Annotated in this window: 24 protein-coding genes and 1 tRNA gene; 11 read left to right on the top strand and 14 right to left on the bottom strand. The window is 58.3% G+C overall.

Annotated features, from left to right (window positions below; translation table 11 throughout):
* Positions 1 to 12: 12 nt before the first annotated feature.
* Positions 13 to 657: a pyrimidine 5'-nucleotidase gene (locus tag AABB31_RS07495; RefSeq protein WP_342078732.1), complete on the bottom strand. Its 645-nt coding sequence runs from the start codon at positions 655 to 657 to the stop codon at positions 13 to 15.
* A gap of 102 nt (positions 658 to 759) precedes the next feature.
* Between AABB31_RS07495 and AABB31_RS07490 the strand changes: the two genes are divergently transcribed.
* The gene (locus AABB31_RS07490) at positions 760 to 1,413 is read left to right on the top strand and encodes a GntR family transcriptional regulator (RefSeq protein ID WP_342078872.1); all 654 of its coding nucleotides are present in this window, start codon (positions 760 to 762) and stop codon (positions 1,411 to 1,413) included.
* On the opposite strand, the gene AABB31_RS07485 is transcribed toward AABB31_RS07490, so the two are convergent.
* Both AABB31_RS07485 and carA read right to left on the bottom strand, forming a co-directional pair.
* Positions 1,367 to 3,271: a glycosyltransferase family 2 protein gene (locus tag AABB31_RS07485; protein WP_373635585.1), complete on the bottom strand. Its 1,905-nt coding sequence runs from the start codon at positions 3,269 to 3,271 to the stop codon at positions 1,367 to 1,369. The two genes, AABB31_RS07490 and AABB31_RS07485, sit on opposite strands and share 47 nt — an antisense overlap.
* A gap of 82 nt (positions 3,272 to 3,353) precedes the next feature.
* Positions 3,354 to 4,490 carry a glutamine-hydrolyzing carbamoyl-phosphate synthase small subunit gene (gene carA / locus AABB31_RS07480; RefSeq protein ID WP_342078734.1) on the bottom strand — a complete coding sequence of 379 codons (1,137 nt, stop codon included), beginning with the start codon at positions 4,488 to 4,490 and terminating at the stop codon, positions 3,354 to 3,356.
* A gap of 160 nt (positions 4,491 to 4,650) precedes the next feature.
* Between carA and AABB31_RS07475 the strand changes: the two genes are divergently transcribed.
* A complete protein-coding gene (locus tag AABB31_RS07475) occupies positions 4,651 to 5,112 on the top strand; it encodes a GatB/YqeY domain-containing protein (RefSeq protein ID WP_342078735.1) in 462 nt (153 codons plus the stop codon).
* A gap of 35 nt (positions 5,113 to 5,147) precedes the next feature.
* On the opposite strand, the gene AABB31_RS07470 is transcribed toward AABB31_RS07475, so the two are convergent.
* Positions 5,148 to 5,648 carry a DUF2244 domain-containing protein gene (locus AABB31_RS07470; protein WP_373635584.1) on the bottom strand — a complete coding sequence of 167 codons (501 nt, stop codon included), beginning with the start codon at positions 5,646 to 5,648 and terminating at the stop codon, positions 5,148 to 5,150.
* 425 nt (positions 5,649 to 6,073) lie between these two features.
* On the opposite strand from AABB31_RS07470, the gene AABB31_RS07465 reads away from it, so the two are divergent.
* From AABB31_RS07465 to AABB31_RS07455, 3 genes are read left to right on the top strand one after another with little or no spacing between them, the layout of a single operon-like run.
* On the top strand, positions 6,074 to 6,934 hold the full coding sequence (locus tag AABB31_RS07465; protein ID WP_342078736.1) for a bile acid:sodium symporter family protein: 861 nt from the start codon (positions 6,074 to 6,076) through the stop codon (positions 6,932 to 6,934).
* Between the two features lie 19 nt (positions 6,935 to 6,953).
* Positions 6,954 to 8,609 (top strand): FAD-binding dehydrogenase, encoded by a 1,656-nt coding sequence (locus AABB31_RS07460; protein ID WP_342078737.1) that lies wholly within the window; start codon positions 6,954 to 6,956, stop codon positions 8,607 to 8,609.
* Positions 8,609 to 9,415, top strand: a complete 807-nt coding sequence (locus AABB31_RS07455; RefSeq protein ID WP_373635583.1) for an SDR family NAD(P)-dependent oxidoreductase — start codon at positions 8,609 to 8,611, stop codon at positions 9,413 to 9,415. The genes AABB31_RS07460 and AABB31_RS07455 overlap by 1 nt, the downstream gene beginning before the upstream one ends.
* A 44-nt stretch (positions 9,416 to 9,459) precedes the next feature.
* Here AABB31_RS07455 and ctaD read toward each other — a convergent pair whose 3' ends face one another.
* Entirely contained in the window at positions 9,460 to 11,133 is a 1,674-nt protein-coding gene (gene ctaD / locus AABB31_RS07450; protein WP_342078739.1) for a cytochrome c oxidase subunit I, read from the bottom strand.
* 291 nt (positions 11,134 to 11,424) lie between these two features.
* Here ctaD and AABB31_RS07445 point away from each other — a divergent pair, with 291 nt between their 5' ends.
* Entirely contained in the window at positions 11,425 to 13,065 is a 1,641-nt protein-coding gene (locus tag AABB31_RS07445; protein WP_342078740.1) for a hypothetical protein, read from the top strand.
* A 257-nt stretch (positions 13,066 to 13,322) separates the two neighbouring features.
* Here the strand turns inward: AABB31_RS07445 and lipB are convergent, their stop codons facing one another.
* Positions 13,323 to 14,000 carry a lipoyl(octanoyl) transferase LipB gene (gene lipB, locus AABB31_RS07440; RefSeq protein ID WP_342078874.1) on the bottom strand — a complete coding sequence of 226 codons (678 nt, stop codon included), beginning with the start codon at positions 13,998 to 14,000 and terminating at the stop codon, positions 13,323 to 13,325.
* Between the two features lie 82 nt (positions 14,001 to 14,082).
* On the opposite strand from lipB, the gene AABB31_RS07435 reads away from it, so the two are divergent.
* Together AABB31_RS07435 and AABB31_RS07430 are read left to right on the top strand one after the other, a co-directional pair.
* Positions 14,083 to 14,168, top strand: a tRNA-Leu gene (locus AABB31_RS07435).
* A 362-nt stretch (positions 14,169 to 14,530) separates the two neighbouring features.
* The gene (locus tag AABB31_RS07430) at positions 14,531 to 14,698 is read left to right on the top strand and encodes a hypothetical protein (RefSeq protein ID WP_342078741.1); all 168 of its coding nucleotides are present in this window, start codon (positions 14,531 to 14,533) and stop codon (positions 14,696 to 14,698) included.
* Between the two features lie 36 nt (positions 14,699 to 14,734).
* On the opposite strand, the gene AABB31_RS07425 is transcribed toward AABB31_RS07430, so the two are convergent.
* The gene (locus AABB31_RS07425; protein WP_342078742.1) at positions 14,735 to 14,944 is read right to left on the bottom strand and encodes a cold-shock protein; all 210 of its coding nucleotides are present in this window, start codon (positions 14,942 to 14,944) and stop codon (positions 14,735 to 14,737) included.
* Between the two features lie 152 nt (positions 14,945 to 15,096).
* On the opposite strand from AABB31_RS07425, the gene AABB31_RS07420 reads away from it, so the two are divergent.
* Positions 15,097 to 15,426, top strand: a complete 330-nt coding sequence (locus AABB31_RS07420) for an ArsC/Spx/MgsR family protein (protein ID WP_342078743.1) — start codon at positions 15,097 to 15,099, stop codon at positions 15,424 to 15,426.
* Here AABB31_RS07420 and AABB31_RS07415 read toward each other — a convergent pair.
* The 5 genes from AABB31_RS07415 to thrS all read right to left on the bottom strand — a co-directional run bounded on the left by AABB31_RS07415 (position 15,420) and on the right by thrS (position 20,174).
* Complete coding sequence (locus AABB31_RS07415) at positions 15,420 to 15,977, bottom strand: DoxX family protein (RefSeq protein WP_342078744.1); 558 nt, start codon at positions 15,975 to 15,977, stop codon at positions 15,420 to 15,422. The two genes, AABB31_RS07420 and AABB31_RS07415, sit on opposite strands and share 7 nt — an antisense overlap.
* Before the next feature lie 13 nt (positions 15,978 to 15,990).
* Positions 15,991 to 16,728, bottom strand: coding sequence for a DNA-binding domain-containing protein (locus AABB31_RS07410; RefSeq protein WP_342078745.1), 738 nt, complete (start codon positions 16,726 to 16,728; stop codon positions 15,991 to 15,993).
* Positions 16,725 to 17,579: a DUF692 domain-containing protein gene (locus tag AABB31_RS07405; protein ID WP_342078746.1), complete on the bottom strand. Its 855-nt coding sequence runs from the start codon at positions 17,577 to 17,579 to the stop codon at positions 16,725 to 16,727. Before AABB31_RS07405 ends, AABB31_RS07410 begins: the two co-directional genes overlap by 4 nt.
* A gap of 67 nt (positions 17,580 to 17,646) precedes the next feature.
* Entirely contained in the window at positions 17,647 to 17,949 is a 303-nt protein-coding gene (locus AABB31_RS07400; protein ID WP_342078747.1) for a DUF2282 domain-containing protein, read from the bottom strand.
* Positions 17,950 to 18,179: 230 nt separating this feature from the next.
* Positions 18,180 to 20,174 (bottom strand): threonine--tRNA ligase, encoded by a 1,995-nt coding sequence (thrS, locus tag AABB31_RS07395; RefSeq protein WP_342078748.1) that lies wholly within the window; start codon positions 20,172 to 20,174, stop codon positions 18,180 to 18,182.
* A 261-nt stretch (positions 20,175 to 20,435) separates the two neighbouring features.
* Between thrS and AABB31_RS07390 the strand changes: the two genes are divergently transcribed.
* Positions 20,436 to 20,681: a hypothetical protein gene (locus tag AABB31_RS07390; RefSeq protein WP_373635582.1), complete on the top strand. Its 246-nt coding sequence runs from the start codon at positions 20,436 to 20,438 to the stop codon at positions 20,679 to 20,681.
* Here the strand turns inward: AABB31_RS07390 and AABB31_RS07385 are convergent.
* Positions 20,678 to 21,112, bottom strand: a complete 435-nt coding sequence (locus tag AABB31_RS07385) for an MAPEG family protein (protein ID WP_342078749.1) — start codon at positions 21,110 to 21,112, stop codon at positions 20,678 to 20,680. The genes AABB31_RS07390 and AABB31_RS07385 overlap by 4 nt on opposite strands.
* Before the next feature lie 12 nt (positions 21,113 to 21,124).
* Positions 21,125 to 21,868: an SRPBCC domain-containing protein gene (locus AABB31_RS07380; protein WP_342078750.1), complete on the bottom strand. Its 744-nt coding sequence runs from the start codon at positions 21,866 to 21,868 to the stop codon at positions 21,125 to 21,127.
* A gap of 90 nt (positions 21,869 to 21,958) precedes the next feature.
* Here AABB31_RS07380 and AABB31_RS07375 point away from each other — a divergent pair, with 90 nt between their 5' ends.
* Positions 21,959 to 22,714, top strand: coding sequence for an alpha/beta hydrolase (locus AABB31_RS07375; RefSeq protein WP_342078751.1), 756 nt, complete (start codon positions 21,959 to 21,961; stop codon positions 22,712 to 22,714).
* The last annotated feature ends 6 nt before the right edge of the window (positions 22,715 to 22,720 follow it).

Here is a 22,720-nt window from a genome sequence, read left to right as displayed (position 1 = left end):
CGGAAAGGCCGCTTAGGCCAACTGCGACAAGAAAGCCGCAAGGTCGCTGGTGTGATGATGAATGTGATCGCCCGTTTCAGGCGTATCATGCACATGGACAGTTTTCATGCCGATCTGATGCGGCACGGCCAGATTGCGGGCTTCGTCCTCAAACATGGCGGCCCGTTTCGGGGCGATCCCATCGGTCGCAAAGACCGCCTCGAAAGCGCCTGCACTTGGTTTGGGGCGAAATCCGGCCTGCTCAACCCCATAGACCGCATCAAAAGACAGGCTGAGGCCGCGCGCCGCAAGCACCCGTTTTGCGTGATTGTGTGACCCGTTTGTATAGACAATCTTGCGGCCGGGCAGTGCCTTGATCCGTGCGGCGAGCGCCGGATCAGGTTCCAGATGCGAGATGTCGATATCATGGACCTTTGCCAGAAAGTCATGCGGGTCGACGTCGTGATCCTGCATCAGGCCGACAAGCGTTGACCCATGGCTTTTCCAATAGGCGACACAACGGTCATGGGCGCCAGCCGCATCAAGCCCGGTGATCCGCATGACATAAGCCGCGAAGGTCTTGTTCATTTGGCCAAAAAGATCGGCGGATGGATGATAGAGCGTGTTGTCCAGATCAAAGACCCAGCTATCAACATGTGCGAAATTTGCAGCGACCATGGCATGGTTCTAGGCCTGCGACCCGCCTTGCGCAATCGCAATGACTTGATTGCCGTGGCATGGGCCGCGTATGCTCGGGCAGACCTGAAAGGCATTCGCCCCATGCAAGATACCCGCACGCCCCAAAAAGATGCCTATGCGCTGATCCTGGAGGCCATTGACAGCCATCTCTACAAGCCCGGTGACCGGCTTGTCGAAAGTGAACTGGCCGAGCGGTTTGGCGTGTCGCGCACCCCCATTCGCGAAGCGTTGCAACGGTTGGAAACCCAGTCTTTGCTGACCCGTGACGGCAGGTCGCTGATTGTCGCGTCACTGGATCATTCGCAATTGTCCGAACTCTATGTCGTCCGAGGCGAGTTGGAAGGGTTGGCCGCCCGGCTGGCTGCACGGCATGCGACACCCGAAGAAGTCAAAGTGCTGCGCGACATGCTAGAGGCGGATAAAAAGCTGGTCGGTGATCCCAACGCGCTTAGCCGGGCCAATCGCCGGTTTCACAAGCAGATCCACCTGGCATCGCATAACCGGTTTCTGGTGCGCCAACTGGACCTTGTTCATCGGTCGATGGCGTTGCTTGCGACAACATCGCTCGCCGCCGAGGGGCGGACAACCGGTACGTTGGAGGAACATGCAGAAATCGTGGCCGCGATTGAGGCAGGGGATGGTGATGCGGCTGATCAGGCGTTGCGCGATCATATTTCCAAGGCGTTTGTCACCCGCCTGAAGCTTGATGCGGCGGCTGTTGAGGCGGCGGAGTAGCCTGCCAGCCGGTGGGCAACAGCACCCCATGCGCGGTCTTGTCCCAGTAAAATGGCTTCGTCGCCAATTCGTAAAGGCCCTTATAGGCAGCGAGTGCCGCCAGCGGGAAATAGAATTGAAGCGTCAGCGCCCATTTGATCAGCCAACCTTTCCCGGCTTTGCGAACCCCTACTGTCGCGGCGGCAAACCCCACAATTTCCGACGTGATGAACAGCCCGCCCAAAGCCCAGAACGCCCAAGGGGCAACCATATCCGACAGCGGGTGCGAAAACCCGAACGGAAGCAGCCAAAAGGTCCACAGGACCGGCGCCAGCACAAATTGCGACAAAGTCCCCAGAAACAGCAGTTGCACACCGAAAAAACGCCATGCCCCCAAATCCTGCCACAGTTTGCGTGGATGGCGCATGTGAACACCGTAAGTGATCGCATAGCCCTTCAACCAGCGTGAACGCTGCTTGACCCAGGGCCAGGCGCGTCCATTCGCCTCTTCTTCGGTGACGGTGCGGATCAGTTCGGTGCGATACCCATGTCTGGCCAACCGAACGCCAAGATCGGCATCTTCGGTGACGTTATGTGCGTCCCATCCGCCCAGAACCTCAATCGCATCGCGCCGGAAAAAAAGCGTGGTCCCGCCCAGCGGAATGACCAGCCCCAGTTTTTGCAGGCCGGGCAGTATCACCCGGAACCAACTTGCATATTCGATTGTAAAGCAGCGGGTTAACCAGTTTGCGCTGGCGTTGTAATAGTCCAGCGTGCCTTGCAGGCAGACGACGTCATGGCCGCAATTGGCGAAATGGTTTGCGGCAATATGCAATTGGTCCGGGGCGGGTGCATCTTCGGCATCCCAGATGCCGATGATCGCCCCGCGCGCGAAATTCAATGCGTAATTCAGCGCCCGCGGCTTGGTCTTGATTGTGCCTTTGGGGACGACGATGGCGCGCATCCAGGTGGGCAACGTCGTCCGCCCCAATGTTTCCCGGGTCGTGGCGTCATCAGCTTCCAGAACCAGACAGACATCCAGCAGCTCGCGCGGATAGTCGAGGGCTTTCAGACGGGTCAGGAGATGTTCGGCAATGGCCGTTTCATTATAGAGCGGGACCAGCATCGTGATCACCGGCAGACGGGCCGGCACCACCGAATGTGGCGAGGGCGGTACATTGCGCCAGCCGATATAGGCCGCGGTGGCCTTCAACGCCGTGTGTAGTGCCAGCACGATGATGGCCCAACCCGTCAGTGCCGCAAAGAAAACCTGCGGGGTGGCAATGGCAAGGGCCATGGCACCAAGCAGCGCCAGCGCGCCGCAAATTAACGCAAAACGCGGGTTCCAGTCGCGGCAACTTTCGGCGGCGGGAACCTTGTTTTCCGCCTCTTGTGCAAGAACATGGCCGCAATACCGGGTGACGGTCTGGGCAAGCTGATCTTCGGTTGTGACGGCCATGCGGATGCGGCCGAAGCGACCGGCAAGGGCGGCCTCGTGGCGCATGAACTGGCTTGGCCGCGCGGTCAGGACAATCGTATCACCGCCGATCTGGCGCCACGGCATGATGCCATGTTGCAGGCATTTCGCAGGCCCGAATTGGCGCACCAGCGCCAGGTCGGGGACATCTTCCAGCGGGTTAATGATTTGCGCGCCGTGGTGATTTGCGACGGTTTGCGCGATGGATAGGGGCGAGACGGCAAAGCTGCGCGCGTAGACATCATCAAGCGCCAGACCCAGGCGTTGCGCCTTGACCGTTGCGGCATTGGCAAGTTCGTCGGACACGAGGCCGCGACTGACCAGCGCGGGACTTAGGAACCCGCCATGCCGGGCATCCGCCAATCCACGGTCAACCTGTCTGTTTGCGTGCCCAAGTGCCAAAATGCCGTTCCCCGAATTCCTGGGGCCGAGCATCCGCCATCTCGCTTAACAGCACGTTAAGGATAACAGTGTTGGCGCGGTTTTACGCGCGCATGGCCTCGGCAAAGCGTTCGAACAGATAATAACTGTCCTGTGGGCCGGGGCTGGCCTCGGGGTGGTATTGCACGCTGAAAATCGGCTTGCCGGCAACGCGGATCCCACAATTGCTGCCATCAAATAGTGAAACATGCGTTTCCGTGACCCCGGCGGGGAGGGTCTGGCTATCGACGGTGAACCCGTGGTTCATAGAGGTGATTTCCACCTTGCCGGTTTCGCGGTCCTTGACGGGGTGATTGGCCCCATGATGGCCGTGATTCATCTTGATCGTTTTGGCGCCCAGGGCGAGGGCCAGCATCTGATGGCCGAGGCAAATGCCAAAGACGGGCAGATCTGCTGCCAGAACCTCTTTGATCATGGGCACAGCATAGACGCCGGTTGCGGCCGGATCGCCCGGGCCGTTTGACAGAAAGACGCCATCGGGCTTGAGGGCCAGCACATCTTGTGCGGTTGCGGTGGCGGGCAGGACGGTCACATCGCATCCCGCACTGGCCAGGCACCGCAGAATGTTGCGCTTTGCACCAAAATCAATCGCGACAACCTTGTGACGCGGGTTGTCTTGACTGGTGTAGCCATCCGGCCAGGCCCACCGCATCTCGTTCCAGCGGTAAGATTGCGCGCAGGTCACTTCCTTGGCGAGGTCCAGCCCTTCAAGCCCTTGAAATGCCCGCGCCTTTGCAACCAATGCGGCGATATCAAACTTGCCGTCCGCCCGGTGGGACAGGGCCACATGCGGCGCACCTTGCTGGCGGATCGCCCGGGTTAATCGGCGGGTATCCACGCCGCCCATGCCGATCCGGTTCCGCTTGGCCAGCCATGGCCCCAGTTCTTCGACGCTGCGCCAGTTAGAGGCGCGGGTCGGGTCCCATTTCACCACCATGCCGGCGGCGACGGGTTCCGCGGTTTCGTCATCTTCGGGGTTCACGCCCGTGTTGCCGATATGCGGGAAGGTGAATGTGACCACTTGCCCGGCATAGGACGGGTCGGTCATGATTTCCTGATATCCGGTCATCGCAGTATTAAAACAAAGTTCGGCCGTGGTTTCGCCGGTTGCCCCAAAACCCATACCGTAGAAGATCGTGCCATCAGCCAAAGCCAGGCAGGCGGTAGGGGTCCCAGTCATCGCGCGTCTCCTTTTGGTCAAATTGGCCCGGGTTTAAGGGCCGCCCCGGTGATGGTCAAGGCGTTATTGCCCCCTTGCAAATAAGGGCTGATCCGCTTGAACTACTGCAATTCCCAAGCTAAGGTCCGGCCTGTTTTTACTGTCATGAACGGGAGTATTCATGGACATGCGCCAAAGGGTCAATGCGGCCCTGAAAGATGCGATGAAGTCGAAAGAGGCTGACCGTTTGTCGACCCTGCGGCTGATCAATGCAGCGATCAAGGACAAGGATATTGCCCTGCGTGGCAGCGCTGACGAGGATGCAGGCGTCTCAGACGCCGACATTCTGGCCATCATGGGACGGATGGTCAAACAACGTCAGGAAAGCGCGCGCGCGTACGAAGAGGGCGGCCGCCTGGAACTGGCGGAAAAGGAACTGGCCGAGATCAAGATCATTGAAGAATTCCTGCCCAAACAACTCTCGCCCGAGGAAAGTGCGCAGGCCGTTGATGATGCGATCGCCGAGGTCGGTGCCGAGAGCATTCGCGACATGGGTAAGGTCATGGCCGTGTTGAAAGGCAAATACACCGGCCAGATGGATTTTGGCAAAGCCGGTCCGATGGTCAAAGACAGGTTGGGCTGACCGCCTGTTGCCGTCAGGATGGGTCAAGACCCATCCTACGGCGCAGCGCCAAGACGCAAAGCCTGACGCAGATCATCATAGAGTGCCAGCCGTTCCTGCGCGTCGAGAAACGCGCCGATTTCAACCTCGCGGTCCCCACCCCGCAGCGTGATGTAGTTTTCCACCGGTCCGCCGGTTGGATGGAGATGCACGGTGACCCAATACCGGTTGGCCTCCCATTCCTGCCTGCCACCTTTGGGGTTGTGCCGCGTCAGGTGCGCCTTGCTATCGGTCACGGTGAGTTCTTCGAGAACCTCGCCCCGCTTGTAGCTGATGCTGAGCGCTGTCCACAGCCCCCAGAGCATCAGGGCAAAGAACGGCAACAATCCCCACAGGATCGCTGTCCCCAGCACCGTCAGCAAAGGCAGTGTCACGATCAGCGCGGTCGCCCCGATAAACAGGACGAAATCCTTGCGCAACAGGGATCTGTAAGGCCAGAGGCAAAGCTGCCAGTCAGGCTGGGCATGTGGTGGTTCGGGCGTCCATTCGTAGGGCATGTCGACCACTTAGCTGATTGCTGCGGCCAGGAAAATGCGTACTGGTGTCGCGGGTTGTGACACAGACCTCGTGCGTTTTGACGAGGGTCAGGACCCATTCATGCCACGTCGCCAGTTTGACTGATTTTGGTCGTGACGAGGCGCAGCCCCGCCGCAATAGTGGTTCTATTTCAAGGGGATGTAACGCTGATCACGGCCGAAATCAGTCAAACCCCTTGGGCGCGGATTTCACTTCACCTCAGCGGCACGGGCCGCTTGTCCGTAGAACACCTATGGTCTGCGCGTCCTAAACCGCTGATATTTGGTGAAATCTGCGCTGGCGGCGTGGAAATAGTCGGTCGTGACCCTAGGCGCGGCGACCGAAGCGTGGTTTTCTGCCGTCAAAGGTCGCGCCCAATTTCACGCGGTCGGGGAAGGGGATGTCCATGGATATTTTGGTGTCGGTTGTCTTGCCGCTGGGCTTGGCCTTTATCATGTTTTCGCTCGGCGTGGGTTTGACGCCTGCGGATTTCCTGCGTGTGGGTCAACGGCCGCTCGCATTTACCGTGGGCGCGTTGAACCAGATCATCCTGCTGCCGGCTGTGGCCTATATGGTCGCTATTTCATTTGGTCTGACCGGCGAACTCGCAGTTGGGTTCATGATTTTAGCGGCCTGCCCGGGCGGGGTGACCAGCAATATTATCGCCCGTCTGGCAAAGGCCGATGTTGCCTTGTCTGTTTCGCTGACAGCGGTGATCAGTCTGACCAGCGTGATCACAGTGCCTTTGATCCTGGGCTTTGCGATCACCACATTCATGGCCGAAAACGCGCCTGACGTGAATATCACCAGAACCGCAATCACGATGTTTGCACTGACTGTTGTCCCCATCACGGTGGGCATGGCCGTGCGTCGGATGTTTCCGGCGGCCATCGCCGGGGTCGAGAGAGGGCTGTCATTTGCAGCCGTCATTCTGTTTGTGGTGATTGTGCTTGCCGCGGTGGGCGCGAACTGGGCTTTGTTCACCGCCAATATGCTGACGCTGGGGCCTGCATCCCTTGCGCTGCTGGCGGTGCTGACGACGCTTGGCTTCCTGCTGCCACGCATTCTGGGGCGCAGTCTGCGCGAGGCCAAGACGATTTCCATCGAAACCGGCATCCAGAATGGAACACTTGGTATCGCGATTGCAGCGCTGATCGTTGATGGGGGCGCCGGCTTTACCGGGTATGCCTTGCCATCGGCCATCTATGGCGTGGTCATGTATCTGATCGTTGTGCCTGCGGTGCTGTTATATCGTCGCATGGACTAGCTGCCGGGGAGGGGGAGGCATGGACCAATCGGATGTCATTGTGGTGGGCGCCGGGCTGGCCGGACTTGTTGCCGCGGCAGAGCTTGCAGATCGTGGCAAGGCGGTCACGATTATCGACCAGGAACCCGAGTCCTTTCTGGGCGGGCAGGCGTTCTGGTCGCTTGGCGGGTTGATGCTTGTCGACACACCCGAGCAACGGCGCATGGGGATCAAGGACAGCCGCGATCTTGCCTTGGCCGACTGGATGGGATCGGCACAGTTTGACCGGCCCGAAGATCACTGGCCCCGTAAATGGGCCGAGGCTTATGTTGATTTCGCCGCAGGTGACATGCGCCCGTGGCTGCATGCGATGGGCATGCGCTGGTTTCCTATCGTTGGCTGGGCCGAACGCGGGGGCGGTTTTGGGTCGGGCCATGGAAACTCTGTCCCGCGCTTTCATCTGACATGGGGTGTCGGCCCGGCAACGCAAGAACCGTTCGAGCGCCGGGTGCGGGAACATAGCCAAACCGGGCGCATTCGCCTGATGTTTCGGCATCGCTGTTCGCAGATCATCATGGAAAACGGTGCCGCAAAGGGGGTGGCCGGGGAAATACTGGCCCCTGATGACAGCCTGCGGGGGCAGGAAACCAACCGTGAGATTATTGGTGATTTTGAATTGCGCGCCGCCGCGGTGCTGGTCAGCTCTGGCGGGATTGGTGGGGATTTTGACCTTGTGCGCCAATCATGGCCGACCGACCGGCTTGGCCCCGCACCAAAAGAGATGATTGCAGGTGTTCCGGCCCATGTTGACGGGCGCATGGTGGGGATCAGTCAGCAAGCCGGCGGGCATCTGATCAATAGTGACCGGATGTGGCACTATACCGAAGGGGTCAAGAATTGGGATCCGATCTGGCCCAATCACGGAATTCGTATTCTGCCCGGGCCGTCGTCAATGTGGTTTGATGCAAGAGGCAACCGCTTTCCACCGCCTGCGCTGCCCGGATTTGACAGCCTCGCAACGCTGAAAATGATCCTTGATACCGGCTTTGATTATTCCTGGTTCATCACAACCCAGAAAATCGTCAAAAAGGAATTTGCCCTGTCCGGGTCCGAGCAGAATCCGGACTTTGCCCAGAAATCCTGGAAGGAGGTTCTGCGCCAACGCATTCTGAACAAGAAAGCGACCCCGGCGGTCGAGGCGTTCAAGGCGCATGGCGAGAACTTTGTTGTGGCCGAAACCTTGCCTGACCTTGTGGCAAAGATGAATGCGATGACAGGGGACGATCTGCTGCCGCTGGACAAGATCACAGCCGAGATTACCGCACGTGATGCGCAGACAGATAACCCGTTTACCAAGGATGCGCAGATCATGGCGATCCATGCGGCGCGCAATTATCGGGGGGATAAATTCCAGCGGACGGCTAAACTGCACAAATTCCTTGATCCGGCCAATGGGCCGCTGATTGCAGTGAAGCTGAATATCATCACCCGCAAGACCTTGGGGGGGCTGCAGACGGACCTTGATGGTCAGATGTTGAATGCAGCAGGCACGCCGATACCGGGGCTTTTTGCGGCGGGCGAGGTGGCGGGTTTTGGTGGCGGTGGTTATCATGGATATAACGCGCTGGAAGGCACCTTTCTTGGGGGGTGCATCTTCTCGGGGCGCAGAGCCGGTCGATCCGACAAGATTGCCTGATGCCGCAACGCGCATTTATCACAGGTGGGGCCGCAGGATTGGGCCGGGCCTTGGCGAAGGGGCTTGTTGCAGACGGGTGGCAGGTCCTGATTGGGGATGTTGATCTGGTTGCAGGGCAGACCTGTGCAGATGAACTGGGGGTGTCCTTCATCGCTTGCGACGTGCGTCAGGCGGTTGACTTTGAACAGGTCGTTGTCTGGGTCCAGCAGGAATGGGGCGGCGTTGATCTGGTGATCAACAATGCCGGTGTCGCGCAAATGGGACCGCTGGAAAAGACGCCGCTGGATGATTGGCAATGGATTGTTGATATCAACTTTCTTGGCATTGTGCGCGCGGTAAAGGCATTTACACCACTGTTCCGCGCGCAGGGGCATGGCCGATATCTGAATATCGCCTCGATGGCAGGGTTTTTGTATCTACCGAATGCGGGGGCGTATAATGCGACCAAGGCCGCGGTTGTCGCTTTGTCCGAGACGATGATGCTGGAGTTGGAGGATGCCGGGATCAGGACGCAGGTCGCATGTCCCGCATTCTTTCGGACTGATCTGGCGCGGAACATGCGTGCCGCTGACGACATGGCCGAGAAGATGACAAAACGACTGGTGGAGAGGTCGCGGCTGGATGCAGACGATATTGCGGCTGCGATCATTGCGGGAATGTCTGGGGGGGACGCGCATATCCTGACCCATCCGCAATCGAAATCCGCCTTGCGGCTGAAACGCTGGTTGCCGTTTGAGCGCTATATGGTGCGGATGCGCAAGGATATCCGCAAGCTGGATGCACGCATGGCCTGTTCACCAAAATGAAAAGCCCCGCCAAGGCGGGGCTTTGCGCGATTATTTGTCTGCCGCTAGTGGGCCGGTTGCTTGTCCCAATCCGACTGTTTGGGCAGCGTTTCAAACGTATGCTCTGGCGGTGGGCAGGGCAGCGTCCATTCCAGCGTGTCCGCATATTCATTCCATGGGTTGTTTTCTGTCACCCGCTTGCCTTTGGCCAGCGTGTAGAACAGGACCCCGATGAAGAAGAGGAACGATGCGAAGGACAGGAACGCCCCCCAGCTGGACACGTAGTTCCACAATGCAAATGCGTCCGGATAGTCGATGTAACGCCGTGGCATGCCCTGACGACCCAGGAAGTGTTGTGGGAAGAAGGTCAGGTTGGCCCCGATGAACATCGCCCAAAAGTGCAGCTTGCCCGCCCATTCAGGATACATTCTGCCCGACATCTTTGGCAGGTAGAAATAGATCCCCGCAAAGATGGCGAATACCGCGCCAAGCGACATCACATAGTGGAAATGCGCAACCACATAATAGGTGTCGTGATAGACCCGGTCGACCCCTGCCTGCGACAGTACAATCCCTGTGACACCACCAACGGTGAACAGAAAAAGGAACCCGAAAGCCCAGAGCATCGGTGTTTTGAACTCAACCGATCCGCCCCACATGGTGGCGATCCATGAGAAGATTTTCACACCCGTCGGCACCGCGATGACCATGGTTGCCAGCATGAAGTAGGATTGCTGGGTCAGGGACATGCCCACCGTGTACATGTGGTGCGCCCAGACGACGAAGCCCAGAACACCAATCGCGACCATCGCATAGACCATCGGCAGATAGCCAAAGACAGGCTTGCGGCTGAAGGTTGCAATGACGTGGCTGATAATCCCGAAGCCCGGGATAATGATGATGTACACTTCCGGGTGGCCAAAGAACCACAGGATGTGCTGGTACAGGATCGGATCGCCGCCGCCTTCGGGCTGGAAGAAGGTCGTGCCAAAGTTCCGGTCTGTCAGCAGCATGGTGATTGCACCCGCCAGAACGGGCAGGGCCAGAAGGATCAGCCAGGCGGTCACGAAGATCGACCATGCAAACAGCGGCACCTTGTGCAATGTCATGCCTGGGGCACGCATGTTCAGGAAGGTCGTGATCATGTTGATCGCGCCCAGGATCGAGGAGGCACCGGACAAGTGAACCGCAAAGATCGCGAGATCCATGGACATCCCGCCTTCTGACGTGGAAAGCGGCGGGTAAAGCACCCACCCCACGCCCGAGCCAAGCTGCCCATTACCCCCCGGCGCCAGCATTGAAGCGACACCAAGTGCAGCACCGGCGACAAACATCCAGAACGACAGATTGTTCAGCCGCGGGAACGCCATGTCAGGCGCGCCGATCTGCAGCGGCATGAAGTAGTTGCCAAAGCCGCCAAAGAGCGCCGGAATAACCACAAAGAACATCATCAGGACGCCGTGATAGGTGATCATCACGTTCCACAAATGCCCGTTTGGCGTACATTCCGCAGACGCATCCGCAATGAAACGCGCGCCTTCGACGCACATGTATTGGACGCCGGGGTTCATCAATTCCAGGCGCATATACACTGTAAACGCTACGGAAATGAAACCAAGCACACCTGCAACAAACAGGTAGAGGATCCCGATATCCTTGTGGTTTGTGGACATGAACCAGCGGGTAAAGAAGCCCCTGTTGTCCTCATGTGCGTCGCCGTGGATGGCTGCATCTGCCATTTTTGGCTCTCCTCGTATTGGCTACTATCACGGATGGGACGATTCACTGCGCCCCAAATTTGCACCGGTTCTAGTCGCTTGCGTCAGAAGGAGCAACAAAGGATGCAAGGCCGAAGCTGGGTTAAATTGGCGCAGGGCTGTTTTGGTTTCACGACTGCATGGCACGTATTTGCGTTTGTTTGTCGCGGCTTGTGCGGGCCGGCGGCAATGCGGCACCAAAGTTGATTGCATCCCAAGGCCGGTATAAACTTGGGCGTGTGGATCGCTGCGCATTCAGGTAACCTGCCACTGATGACCCAAAGCATTTCAGACGACGATATTTCGACCTATCTTGACGCCGTGCAGGCGTCAGGCGTGCTGGGCAAAAGTGCGCGGCGACAACGGTTGCTTGAATACCTGATCCGGACCGAAGTCGCCGGGCAGGGCGATACCCTCAAGGCCTATGCAATCGGGCTCGACGTTTTTGACAAGCCGGATGATTTTGACCCGTCCACCGACAGCAGTGTCCGGGTTGAGATGGGGCGACTGCGATCAGCGCTCGCGGTGTTCAATGCAAGTTCACATGCGCAAATCCCGCTGAGTGTCGATATCCCGGTCGGATCATACCGGCCGGTGCTGGAGCTGGCCCTTATTGTCGAAACGATACCGGAAACGCCCGCCCCTACCCGGAAATGGCCGGTGATTGGTGGGATGGTTGCCCTGCTTGGTGTCGCGGTGATGGGAATTTACTATGCCTTCGATGCCCCCATGCAGGTCGTCGAACCCGAACGGGCGGTGCGGATCGCTCTGGTCGACTTTCAGGGTGATCCCGACATTGCCGCCGCCGTCAGTTCCGTGCTGCGGCAAGGGCTGGCACGGATGCAGCAGGTCACGGTACTTTCAAACCCCACAGGCAGCCGGCAACGACCGACGGCCGAATTCGCCTTGCGCGGTTGGGTTGGGGAAGAAAACCCCGAGGGGCACCGGATTGACGCAGAGCTAATCATTCCGGCCACCGACAGGCTGGTCTGGGCGAAATCACTTGTTGTGGCGAACGGGCCTGATCTTGACCAGCGGATCGCGCAATCCTTTGGCAACGAATTGCGGGTGCGCCTGTTGGGTGCATCCAAGGCCCAACTTGCCGGGCGCGATCCGCAAACCCTGTCGCCCGAGCAGTTATTTGTCATGGCGACATGGGTGCCTGGCCCATCAATGAACGCGGTGGAATGGGAATTGCAGCGGGTTGGGCTGATGCGTCTGGCCCTGACAAAAGACCCTGACTTTGGGGCGGCGCATTCCGTCATGGCCGACAAGCTGGCCTATCTGGCAAATGTTTCGGGGCCGTCCAACACCCCGGCATTGCGCGACGAGGCTGTTCGCCACGCAAAGCGGGCGATGGAACTTGCCCCGCTGGACCCCGACGTGGTTTTCAATGTGGCGCAGTCGCAATGGCATGCGGGCATGATCGGCGCGGCTGAAACGACGATGGCCCGGGTGTTGGAGCTTGACCCTGGGCATGATCTGGCCAGGTTTCTGGCTTTGGTGATCCCCTATTCCTGTCAGGCACCGCCTGACGATGTACTGGCCGCGGCGATCGCATTTGATCTGTCACTTTCTGCCGACAATCCGATCCGATGGCTGACCCTGACCTGGACGGGATGGTTGCATGCGCATCGCGGCGAATACGATCTGGCGCTTGCGGCAGAGGAACAGGCCGCGTTGATTTTCGAGATACCCTACACCTTCATGCGGCATGCGATGCTGTTGAACAAACTGGGACAAACTGATCAGGCCGCGTCGATTATCCGGCAGCAACAAACAAACTGGCCCGATATCTCGCCGGACCATTTTGCAACTGTGACGATCCCACGCCTATGTCAGGAATCGCCGGACGGGTTGCAGTTTATTCAGAACTACAAAGATCTGGCGGCAGAAATGACTGGCCGTCTGTAACGGTGACAATCTGAGAATACTGATTAGTATCAGTGACCTGGCGGTTTTGTAACATGTGACTAACCCCACTGATCCTTTCGCCGAGACCCCCTGCCACACCATATCCCGATCACCGGACGCAGTTTGCGCCCGTGGGCAACGCTGCATTTGCCTTCACTCACGGTACGATCTTGATGATCGTGCACTATGCGGCGCTTGCAGTGCGCGGTGCGGGTCGGGGACAGGCTCGCATCGCGCGTTCCTTGGGGCCTTTGGCCCTATGGGTGCTGCATCGTTGTTTCAAAGCAATGCTTTAGTGCCACGTCCAGGTCGTGCATCGACACCGGAAGGCCCAGATCAACAAGGCTGGTCACCCCATGGGCCGTGATGCCGCAGGGTACGATCCCATCGAAGTGGCGCAAATCGGGATCAACATTGATCGACAGGCCATGAAAGCTGACCCATTTGCGCAATCTGATCCCCAAGGCAGCAATCTTGTCCTCCGCAACCGTACCATCCGGCTGCGCTGGTTTTTCGGGACGTTCCACCCAAACACCAACACGGCCGGGGCGAACCTCACCCTTGACGTTGAACGTATCAAGGGTGCCAATCACCCAAGCCTCAAGGTCCTGCACAAAGCGACGGACATCGCGGCCGCGTTTGCCAAGATCCAGCATGACATAGACGACGCGTTGCCCGGGGCCGTGATAGGTGTATTCGCCACCCCGGCGGGCGTCATAGACCGGAAAGCGATGCGGGTCGATTAGGTCAGCGCGTTTTGCAGATGTCCCGGCCGTGTAAAGCGGGGGATGTTCGACCAGCCAGACGGCCTCTTCAGCGGCACCGCGAATAATCGCGTCGACGCGTTCTTCCATAAAGGCAAGCGCATCGGGATATTCGGTCAGCCCGTCACTTTGGATCCATTCAACCATGGGCTTTGGGTAACGTTGCAACAGCAGGTTGCCAAGAGGACGATTTCCCCTCTTGGCATCGCAAAGCGGCTCGTCTATGAGGTCGGCACTTACCAGCCTTGGACAAGCGGTCGTGGCGGAATTGGTAGACGCGCAGCGTTGAGGTCGCTGTGAGGTAACACTCGTGGGGGTTCGAGTCCCCCGACCGCACCATATCTTCATCTCAACAGTTCATGCACTTTGGTTGCCAGATATGGGTTCGCGTTTGGCCCGTGTCTGCCGAAAGAGGCAGTGTTGGTTGGTCCGGTGTCGTGCATCCAACGGTTGTGAGGTGTTGATTTGTGCCAACTGTTGGTAAGCCTCAAAAAATGCGACTAAAAGGTCACATTCAGCCGGGTCTGATGGAAGGGAAATTGCTGTGCGCTGGGGCGTCGGGCAGCCTTAACTGACTGAAATAAAACATATTAAAAATATGACCCAACGTCACTGGGGGAAAGCTGACGCTAGGTTCCCCTGCGACGGTAACGGAATAGTAAGTTATAGGTCTGTCACTGCCACTCACTGGGGACAAGAACATGACCAATGCAAGGACGATCCTAAGCGATACGACAGACCAGAAAATCAGGGCATTTACGCCGATCCACCATGATCTGGTAGACCGTTTGACCCGCACTTGCGATCGCATCACGCAGGCGCACGGCATCAGCACCGCTGACGACACGACACGAAAGCTCGCTGCCTGAGAGGCTTAAATCGGCAGGCGGCGGTCAGGTCGTATATTACTCGACCTTGGCCAGATTGCCTGCCATCTTACGCCCATCGCGCCCGTCGATGAGATCGAATGTCACCTTTTGATCATCTGCCAATCCGGTCAACCCGGATTGTTCGACGGCCGAAATATGAACGAAAATATCTGAGCCGCCATCGTCTGGGGCAATGAACCCGAAGCCTTTGGTTGTGTTGAACCATTTCACGGTGCCGCTTGGCATTGTCGTCTTCTCCTTCAATTGTGCCCGTCGCCGGGCGTCGCGGCCGTTCGGTTTCAGATTGTCGCCTTGGCCTTCACCTACAGAGTTAGGTGTTTTATGAAAAAGGCAAATGACATGTCGCCGCAGGGGCGGCTGATCGGCGGAGGTAAGCCATGCGCTTTTGGGGACTGAAAACATGTGACACGTGCCGCAAGGCGCGCAAGGCCCTCGAAGAGGCGGGCTTTGCCCCGGAAATCATTGACGTCAGGGCCGATGGCATCGACCCGGGCGACCTTGATCAGATCGTCGCGCAATTCGACGATCAGGCGGTGAACAAGGCATCAACCACCTGGCGCGGCCTCAGCGACGGTGACAAAGCGCAGGATGCGGCGACATTGATCGCGGCCCATCCCACATTGCTCAAACGACCGGTGATCGTCATGGACGGCGTCTGGACGCTGGGGTGGAAGGCTGATGTGCAGCAGAAATATCTGGGTCAGTAGATCGGGCGCCGCAGCAGCCAGCGATCCACTGACAGCGCGCCGGCACCTTTGAAAACCAGCACAAGCAGGCACAATGTCCAGAATGCGCGTTGATCCAGGATCAGCCCGTCGGGCAGCCTGTCGAACCACGCGCCAAGGGTGCCCTCATGCGCGATGCCCCCGTGACCGTACAGATCTGTTAAGGATTGGATCGCGATAAATCCGATCATCCCCAGCGCCGACAGGCGGGTAAAGAAGCCGATCACGATGAATAGTGGCAAGACAAATTCCGCGATGGTTCCGCCGGTTACGACGGCCCAATGAAACGCCGTCAATTGCGCGGTGTCAAAGCCCGCAGCTTCCATTGCCTTGGGAAAGATCTGGGCATAGGCGCCCAGCGAGGGCTGTAAAAACCCAAAGATCCCGTCGCCCAGTTTGGTCAGGCCAGAATGCCAGAAATACATCACCAGCGTGGCTGCAAACACAAAGCGGGCCAGCAACGGCAGTGCTGCATCGCCCGCCCTGTTGAGCGACCCGGCAACCCGGTGCGAGGTGGAAAGAAGCGCGTTCATGTATTTTGGCCTTTCAGTCTATTTGGATCACGGCGTTCTGGCGCAGAAGCAGACCAAGGATCTCGCCCAGATCAAGCATGTCGCCCGCGGTTGTCATGGCCTGTCCCAATGACTGTCCGTCAGTCAATGCCGTGATAAATGTCGCGGCCGCTGGGGTGACATGGTGTATTTCGGGGTCAAATCCGGGGCGTGTGATCAACACGGCCTCCGCCTGCATGATCGGGCGATCCGCATCATCGGTCGTGTTGGCGCGGTAGATCCCATGGATCGGATGGGCAGAGCTTAGCGCGCGCACGGCCGGTGCCAGTAAAAGGCGTGCACCCATCAACGCATCCGGGGTCAATGCGCCAAGTGCGTCTGCGGCAATCGGTGTCGCATCGGCCGCATGATACGCATGCCGCATAGCCAGTTCCAGGCGAGCGATATCCGGCAGATAGGGCAGGGTCTTGGCCGGTGGGAACCGACCAAGGAATTGCGGCATTGCGTCGCCATAGAACATCATCAGCGGGGATCTGGGCGGATGTTTGCGCAGATAAACACCGGCCATCGCCCGAAAAAACGGATCACCAACAAGCTTGCGGATCACGGGAAACGCGGTTTCCAGAGCCTCAGACAAGCTGACGGCGACATTGTTGCGGTAGACGTCAAACCGTTTGGTCGCAGGAACGCCGTCAGGGTTTTGCAGGCCGGTTGGCGCGGGCTGTTGCGGGTCAAGAACCGCAGCCCGAAACGCGGATTGGGTCACTGTCATGATGTGACCAGACCCAGCGCTGCGTCTGCCCTGTTGGCCTCGTCGCGTAAGGTGGACCAGTCGGGAATATCAGTGTCCCATTCTATCAGAACAGGTTTTGGACCGGATCGGGCCAGCGTGTAATCTAGCAACGCCCAAACCGGGTCGACCACTGGTTTGGCATGGCTGTCAATCAGCAGGGGCGCGCCGGTTTCATCCGCATCCTCATCGTGACCGCCCAGGTGAATTTCACCGACAGCCTCAAGCGGGAATGCATCAATGTAATCCTGCGCCGTGGTGCGCAGATTTGTCGCGCTGATGAAGACGTTGTTGACGTCAAGCAACAGGCCGCAACCGGTCATTTGCACCAGTCTGGCGAGGAAATCGGTCTCTGCCATGGTTGATTCCGCGAATGCCAGATAGCTGGATGGATTTTCCAAAAGCATCTGACGGCCCAGGACGTCCTGCACTTGGGTAATATGCGCGGCAACGCGGTCGAGGGTTTGCTTTGTGTAGGGCAGGGGAAGCAGGTCGTTCAGAAAATGGCTGTCATGGGTGGACCAGGCGAGATGCTCGGAAAAGCTTGCAGGTTGCAGCCAGTCGATCAGCTGCTTGAGGCGTTTGAGATGTGCGACATCCAGCGGGGCCTCGCCGCCGATCGACAGGCCGACGCCATGCACCGAAATGGCAAACTGCGCGGCCAGATGGCGCAACTGGGCAAGGGGGCGACCGCCATCGCCCATGTAGTTTTCTGCATGAACCTCCAGCCACCGGACCGGGCCTGGATCGCTGAGGATCTCGTTGAAATGTTGGGGTTTGTAGCCGACGCCGGGGCGCGACGGGAGCGCATCAAATTTACTGGCATCAAGCATGGGTCAGTCTCATTGCGCTATTGTCGTAGGATGGGTTTTAACCCATCCCACCATTGCAGATTGCCGCTTATGCTGGCAAGTCGCGCGCGAGCGCTTCCAGCGAGCCGGCGCGGGCTGTGCCGTCTGCCATTGTAGGCAGTTCCATGGTTTCGCAAGTCTCTGCAGGGACCAGTGTCCATGCATTGCCCTGGTAATCAACAGTTGACGTGCCCGCGCATGTTGTGCCGGGGCCAGCGGCGCAATCATTCTCGCCGGCAAGCGACACGCCATAGCACTTGACGTTTTCTGCGGCGGTTGCGTTGGTGGTCAGGCCTGTCAGCGCAGAGGCGACAGCGCTGGCAATGACAAGTGTCTTTGTGGCGTTCGACATGGGAAATCCTTTTTTCAGGTTGGGTATTTCATTAACCGTATCACGGCGTGACCAAAGACTACACGGATCGCGATTGTCTTTGCCATTCACAGACCTGTGCATCGCGTTTCCGTGAGAACCTGTGACCGGCCCGCTGGACGGATGCTACGATTTCCCTGCGATTTCAGTCAAACGAGACGATGTCGCCCATCACTCCGGGCATCATTGTTTCAGATCACCCAGGCGTAATGTTACAAAAGATCTGGTGGCGTCGCCTCTTGGCGAAGCAGTGTGACTACCTCGTCCAGCGCTGTCACGGATGTGCGATTTTCGCCCAGCCGACGCAATGTCACCGTCTTTTCGGTCACTTCCCGCGCGCCGAGTGCCAGGATGACAGGCACCTTCCCGACAGAGTGTTCGCGCACTTTGTAATTGATCTTTTCATTGCGCAGGTCGGTCTCTGCCCGCACCCCGGCCGCGCGCAGGGCGGCAACAACTTCGCGGGCGTAGTCGTCGGCATCCGACACGATTGTCGCCACGACCACCTGTCGCGGGGCCAGCCAAAATGGCAACTTTCCGGCATGTTCCTCGATCATAATACCGATAAAGCGCTCGAATGATCCTAGCGTCGCGCGGTGCAACATGACCGGGCGATGCTTGCCGCCATCCTCGCCGATATAGGTTGCGTCAAGGCGCTCTGGCAGGACGAAGTCAACCTGATGTGTCCCACATTGCCAATCGCGGCCGATTGCGTCGGTCAGGACGAACTCAAGTTTGGGGCCGTAAAATGCGCCTTCGCCGGGGTTCAGCTCTGGTTCGATCCCGGCGGCGCGGGTCGCGGCAAGAAGTGCGGCCTCGGCCTTGTCCCATGTCTCGTCGCTACCGGCGCGCTTGGCCGGGCGGTCCGAGAATTTGACCTTGAATTCCTTGAACCCCAGATCGCGATACATCGAGGCGAGAAAGTCGATAAACACGGCTGTTTCGCTTTCGATCTGATCTTCACGGCAAAAGATATGCCCGTCATCCTGCGTGAACCCGCGGACCCGCATAATGCCATGCAATGCGCCCGATGGCTCATACCGGGCGCAAGACCCGAATTCCGCCATGCGCAACGGCAGATCACGGTAGGATGTCAGCCCCTGGTTAAAAATCTGGACGTGACACGGGCAGTTCATCGGTTTCAGCGCATTGACCCGGGTGTGCCGGGGGTCATTGACGCGTTCATCGAAATTCTGCGCGTTCTCGCCATCCTCGGTGCGGCTTTCGTCAACCTCGACGATGAACATGGATTCCTGGAATTTCTCCCAGTGGCCGGATTTTTCCCAAAGCTTGCGATCAACCACCTGCGGTGTGTTCACTTCGACATAGCCACCGCTGCGCTGTTTGCGGCGGACAAAATCCTGCAACTCAGTAAAGATGGTCCAGCCATTGGGATGCCAGAAAATCTGACCTGGGGCTTCTTCCTGCATGTGAAACAGGTCCATCTCGCGGCCCAGCTTGCGGTGGTCACGTTTGGCGGCCTCCTCAAGCATGTTCATATGCTTGCGCAGATCTTCCTTATTGGTGAATGCGCAACCATAGATACGCTGCAGCATCGCGCGGTTGCTGTCGCCGCGCCAATAGGCGCCCGCAATTGACATCAGCTTGAACCCATCGGCGGGAACCTGGCCTGTATGCTGCAAATGCGGACCGCGGCACAGATCCTGCCAGTCGCCATGCCAATACATGCGCAATGGCTCGTCACCCGGGATGCTTTCGATCAATTCGACCTTATAGGGCTCGCCCCGGTCCTGATAATACTGGATCGCCTTTGCACGGTCCCAGATTTCTGTGCGGACCTCGTCGCGTTTGTTGATGATCTCTTTCATCTTCTTTTCGATCAGGCCCAGATCGTCGGGCGTGAACGGCTCGGCGCGGTCAAAGTCATAGTACCAGCCATCCTTGATGACCGGCCCGATAGTGACCTGCGTGTCCGGCCAGATCTCCTGGACGGCGCGGGCCATGATATGGGCCAGGTCATGACGGACCAGTTCCAATGCAGGTTCCGCATCTTTCATGGTGTTGATGGCAATTGTTGCATCCGCCTCGATCGGCCATTGCAAATCCCAATGCTGGCCATCCACGGTCGCGCTGATCGCCTTTTTACGCAAACTGGATGAGATATCTGCAGCCACGTCAGCAGCCGTCACGCCGGCGGCATATTCACGTGCGTTGCCATCAGGGAAAGTCAGGGAAATCTGGGCCATCAGCCTCAAGCTCCTCGTCGGTTTGGCGCCCACAGAACGCCCGGTTGCGGGTTATGTCGGGGCTGCGTCCGCTATTTTGCGGCCAATGTCAATTCGGTGGTCGCACTGCCAATAGCGAAAAGGTGGCGCCGACGACATTGTGACGATGTGCGCAGATCGTGTCGGTTGCCTGATTGTATACCCAGATAGACCTTGCATGCGACGGGTAGGGCGTTAAATACGACACAAGTTTCCGATATGAAACACCGCGCAGGGGGTCCGATGCCAAGCTATAACCGCAAATTTGATCTAAGCATTGCCGATATCGACATGATCGAGGAGGCGCTGCGCGCACGTGGTCGCGAGCTTTGCGGTATGCGCCGGGCTTTGCATGACGAAAACCCGGCCCATATGGAATCGATCCGCGTTCTTGAGCAGGATCAGCGCGAGAATGAGGCGCTGTTGGGCCGGCTGCATGATCAAAAGATATTCTACCGGCCCAAGACGTCAGTTTACGTCAGCGGTTAGGCTAGCGCTGCGGCGAAGACCGCATATCCCATCAGCAGACAGCAGACCCAACCAGCCGTGAACAGGATCGGCCGGACCGGAAAGCCCGCCCAACCGGTGATGTAGCCCACGGCATGTGCGACGCGCAGCCAGAAAAACGCGATGGCCGTCCAGTAGGTCAGTGCCGTGAACCCGTCGAACCGGTCCACCAAAAGTACCAGCAATGCAAACGGGACCAGCTGCTCCAGCAGGTTCAGATGCGCCCGATAGGCCCGCTGCACCCACGGTTTGTGCAGCCTGGGATTGGCGATCCGGATGAACCCGTCGGGGGCATCAGCCGGAAGGCTATCGGGGGATGCACTGGCCGCACCCACAATATAAGGGATCCAGAGCGAGGCCGCGAACAGCCCAAGGCAGGTGAGAATACCAAGTTCGGTTGGGAAGGTTTCCATTTGCAGGCTCCTTTACATTGCGGCTTTGAGGCCGGTGCCGGTTTCAAGATATGTCTTCAGAGATGACGCCAGACGGGCCCAGCCTTCGGCAAACCCTTCTTGACCGGCGGCCATGTTGTAATGCTCGATGGTCAATTTGCACATGTCACCCTGCGGCTCGACGATGTAGACCATGTTCGACGCAGGGGCGTCGGGGCCCATGAACAACGGCTCAAACGTCATTTCGATGCGGGTCTTGGGATCAAGCGCGGTTGTGACCTGTTTCAGCATCGCCTCTCCGTTAGGAAAAAGGAACGTTGTGGTGTCGCCCGGGACGGCGTTGCCGGTGACCACGTTGCAGGCAAAATGATAGGCCGCCATCTGATCGGCTTCGGTCAGCGCGGCCCATAATGCGTCCTGCGTGCAGCGGATAAAGGTCTGCATCATGAAATCGGGTTTTCCCATCTTCGTGTCTCTTTCCAGTTTGAGTTTCAATTCACTCAGCGCCCGGGCTTGCGTCTGCAAAAAGGGGGCCGCCCAGCGATCCATCATTTCCTGCAATGGCAGGACGTTCAGGTAGTGGTATTTGAAACGCCCAACCTTGCGCGTCACGATCAGGTTCGCGTCTTCGAGAATGCGCAAATGCTTCATCACCCCAAAGCGGGACATCTGCAGCACTTGTTCCAGATCGCTGAGCGATTGCCCGTCCTTCATGCGCAAGCTGTCAAGCAAGGCGCGGCGTGCAGGGTCGTTCAAGGCTTTGAAAATACCATCCATGCATCGTCTATAAGTTACTATATAGTCACGTGACAATATGGTAACCTGAATAAACTTGCAGCGCCGAACCCTTTGTGATGCTGTAACGTCATGGAAAATATGCATGAAACTCAATTTCTGGTAACGCCGCAGGGACGCCGCCTGGCCTATCATTTGACCGATGGAACGGCGCCCGCAATTGTGTTCCTTGGCGGTTTCAAGTCGGATATGGCCGGAACCAAGGCTGTGTTTCTCGAAAAATGGGCCCGCGATTCGGGGCGGGCCTTTCTGCGGTTCGACTATTCCGGCCATGGACAGAGCGGTGGTGAATTCACCGATGGCGCGATCAGTGACTGGTTCGCGGATGCCTGCGCGGCAATCGGCCTGCTTGCCGGGCAGGTTGTGCTGGTCGGGTCGTCGATGGGCGGGTGGATATCGCTGTTGGTCGCGCGGCAAATGCCCGAACGGATTGCGGGGTTGGTGACAATTGCGGCAGCGCCTGATTTCACCGAAGACAGTATGTGGGCCAGCTTTACCGATGCGCAAAAGGCCGAAGTCATGGCCGGGCAGACGGCGCTGCCATCAGAATACGGAGCGCCCTACATTATCACCCGGCGGCTGATTGAAGACGGGCGCACACAGCTTGTCTTGCGCGAACCGCTTGCATTGCCATTCCCGACCCGGTTTCTGCAGGGCACGGCGGATGCGGATGTGGATATGCAGGTGGCGCTGCGGTTGCTGGATCACGCGGATGGGGCGGATATGCGCCTGACGCTGGTTGATGGTGCCGATCACCGGTTTTCCGACGACGCCTGCCTGCGGCTGATCACGCAATCGGTTGAGGATGTTCTGACCGCGCCATCCTGATCCGCG

This window comes from Yoonia sp. SS1-5, assembly GCF_038443705.2.
Taxonomy (GTDB): domain Bacteria; phylum Pseudomonadota; class Alphaproteobacteria; order Rhodobacterales; family Rhodobacteraceae; genus Yoonia; species Yoonia rhodophyticola.
This window is presented reverse-complemented; position numbering and strand designations above follow the sequence as displayed.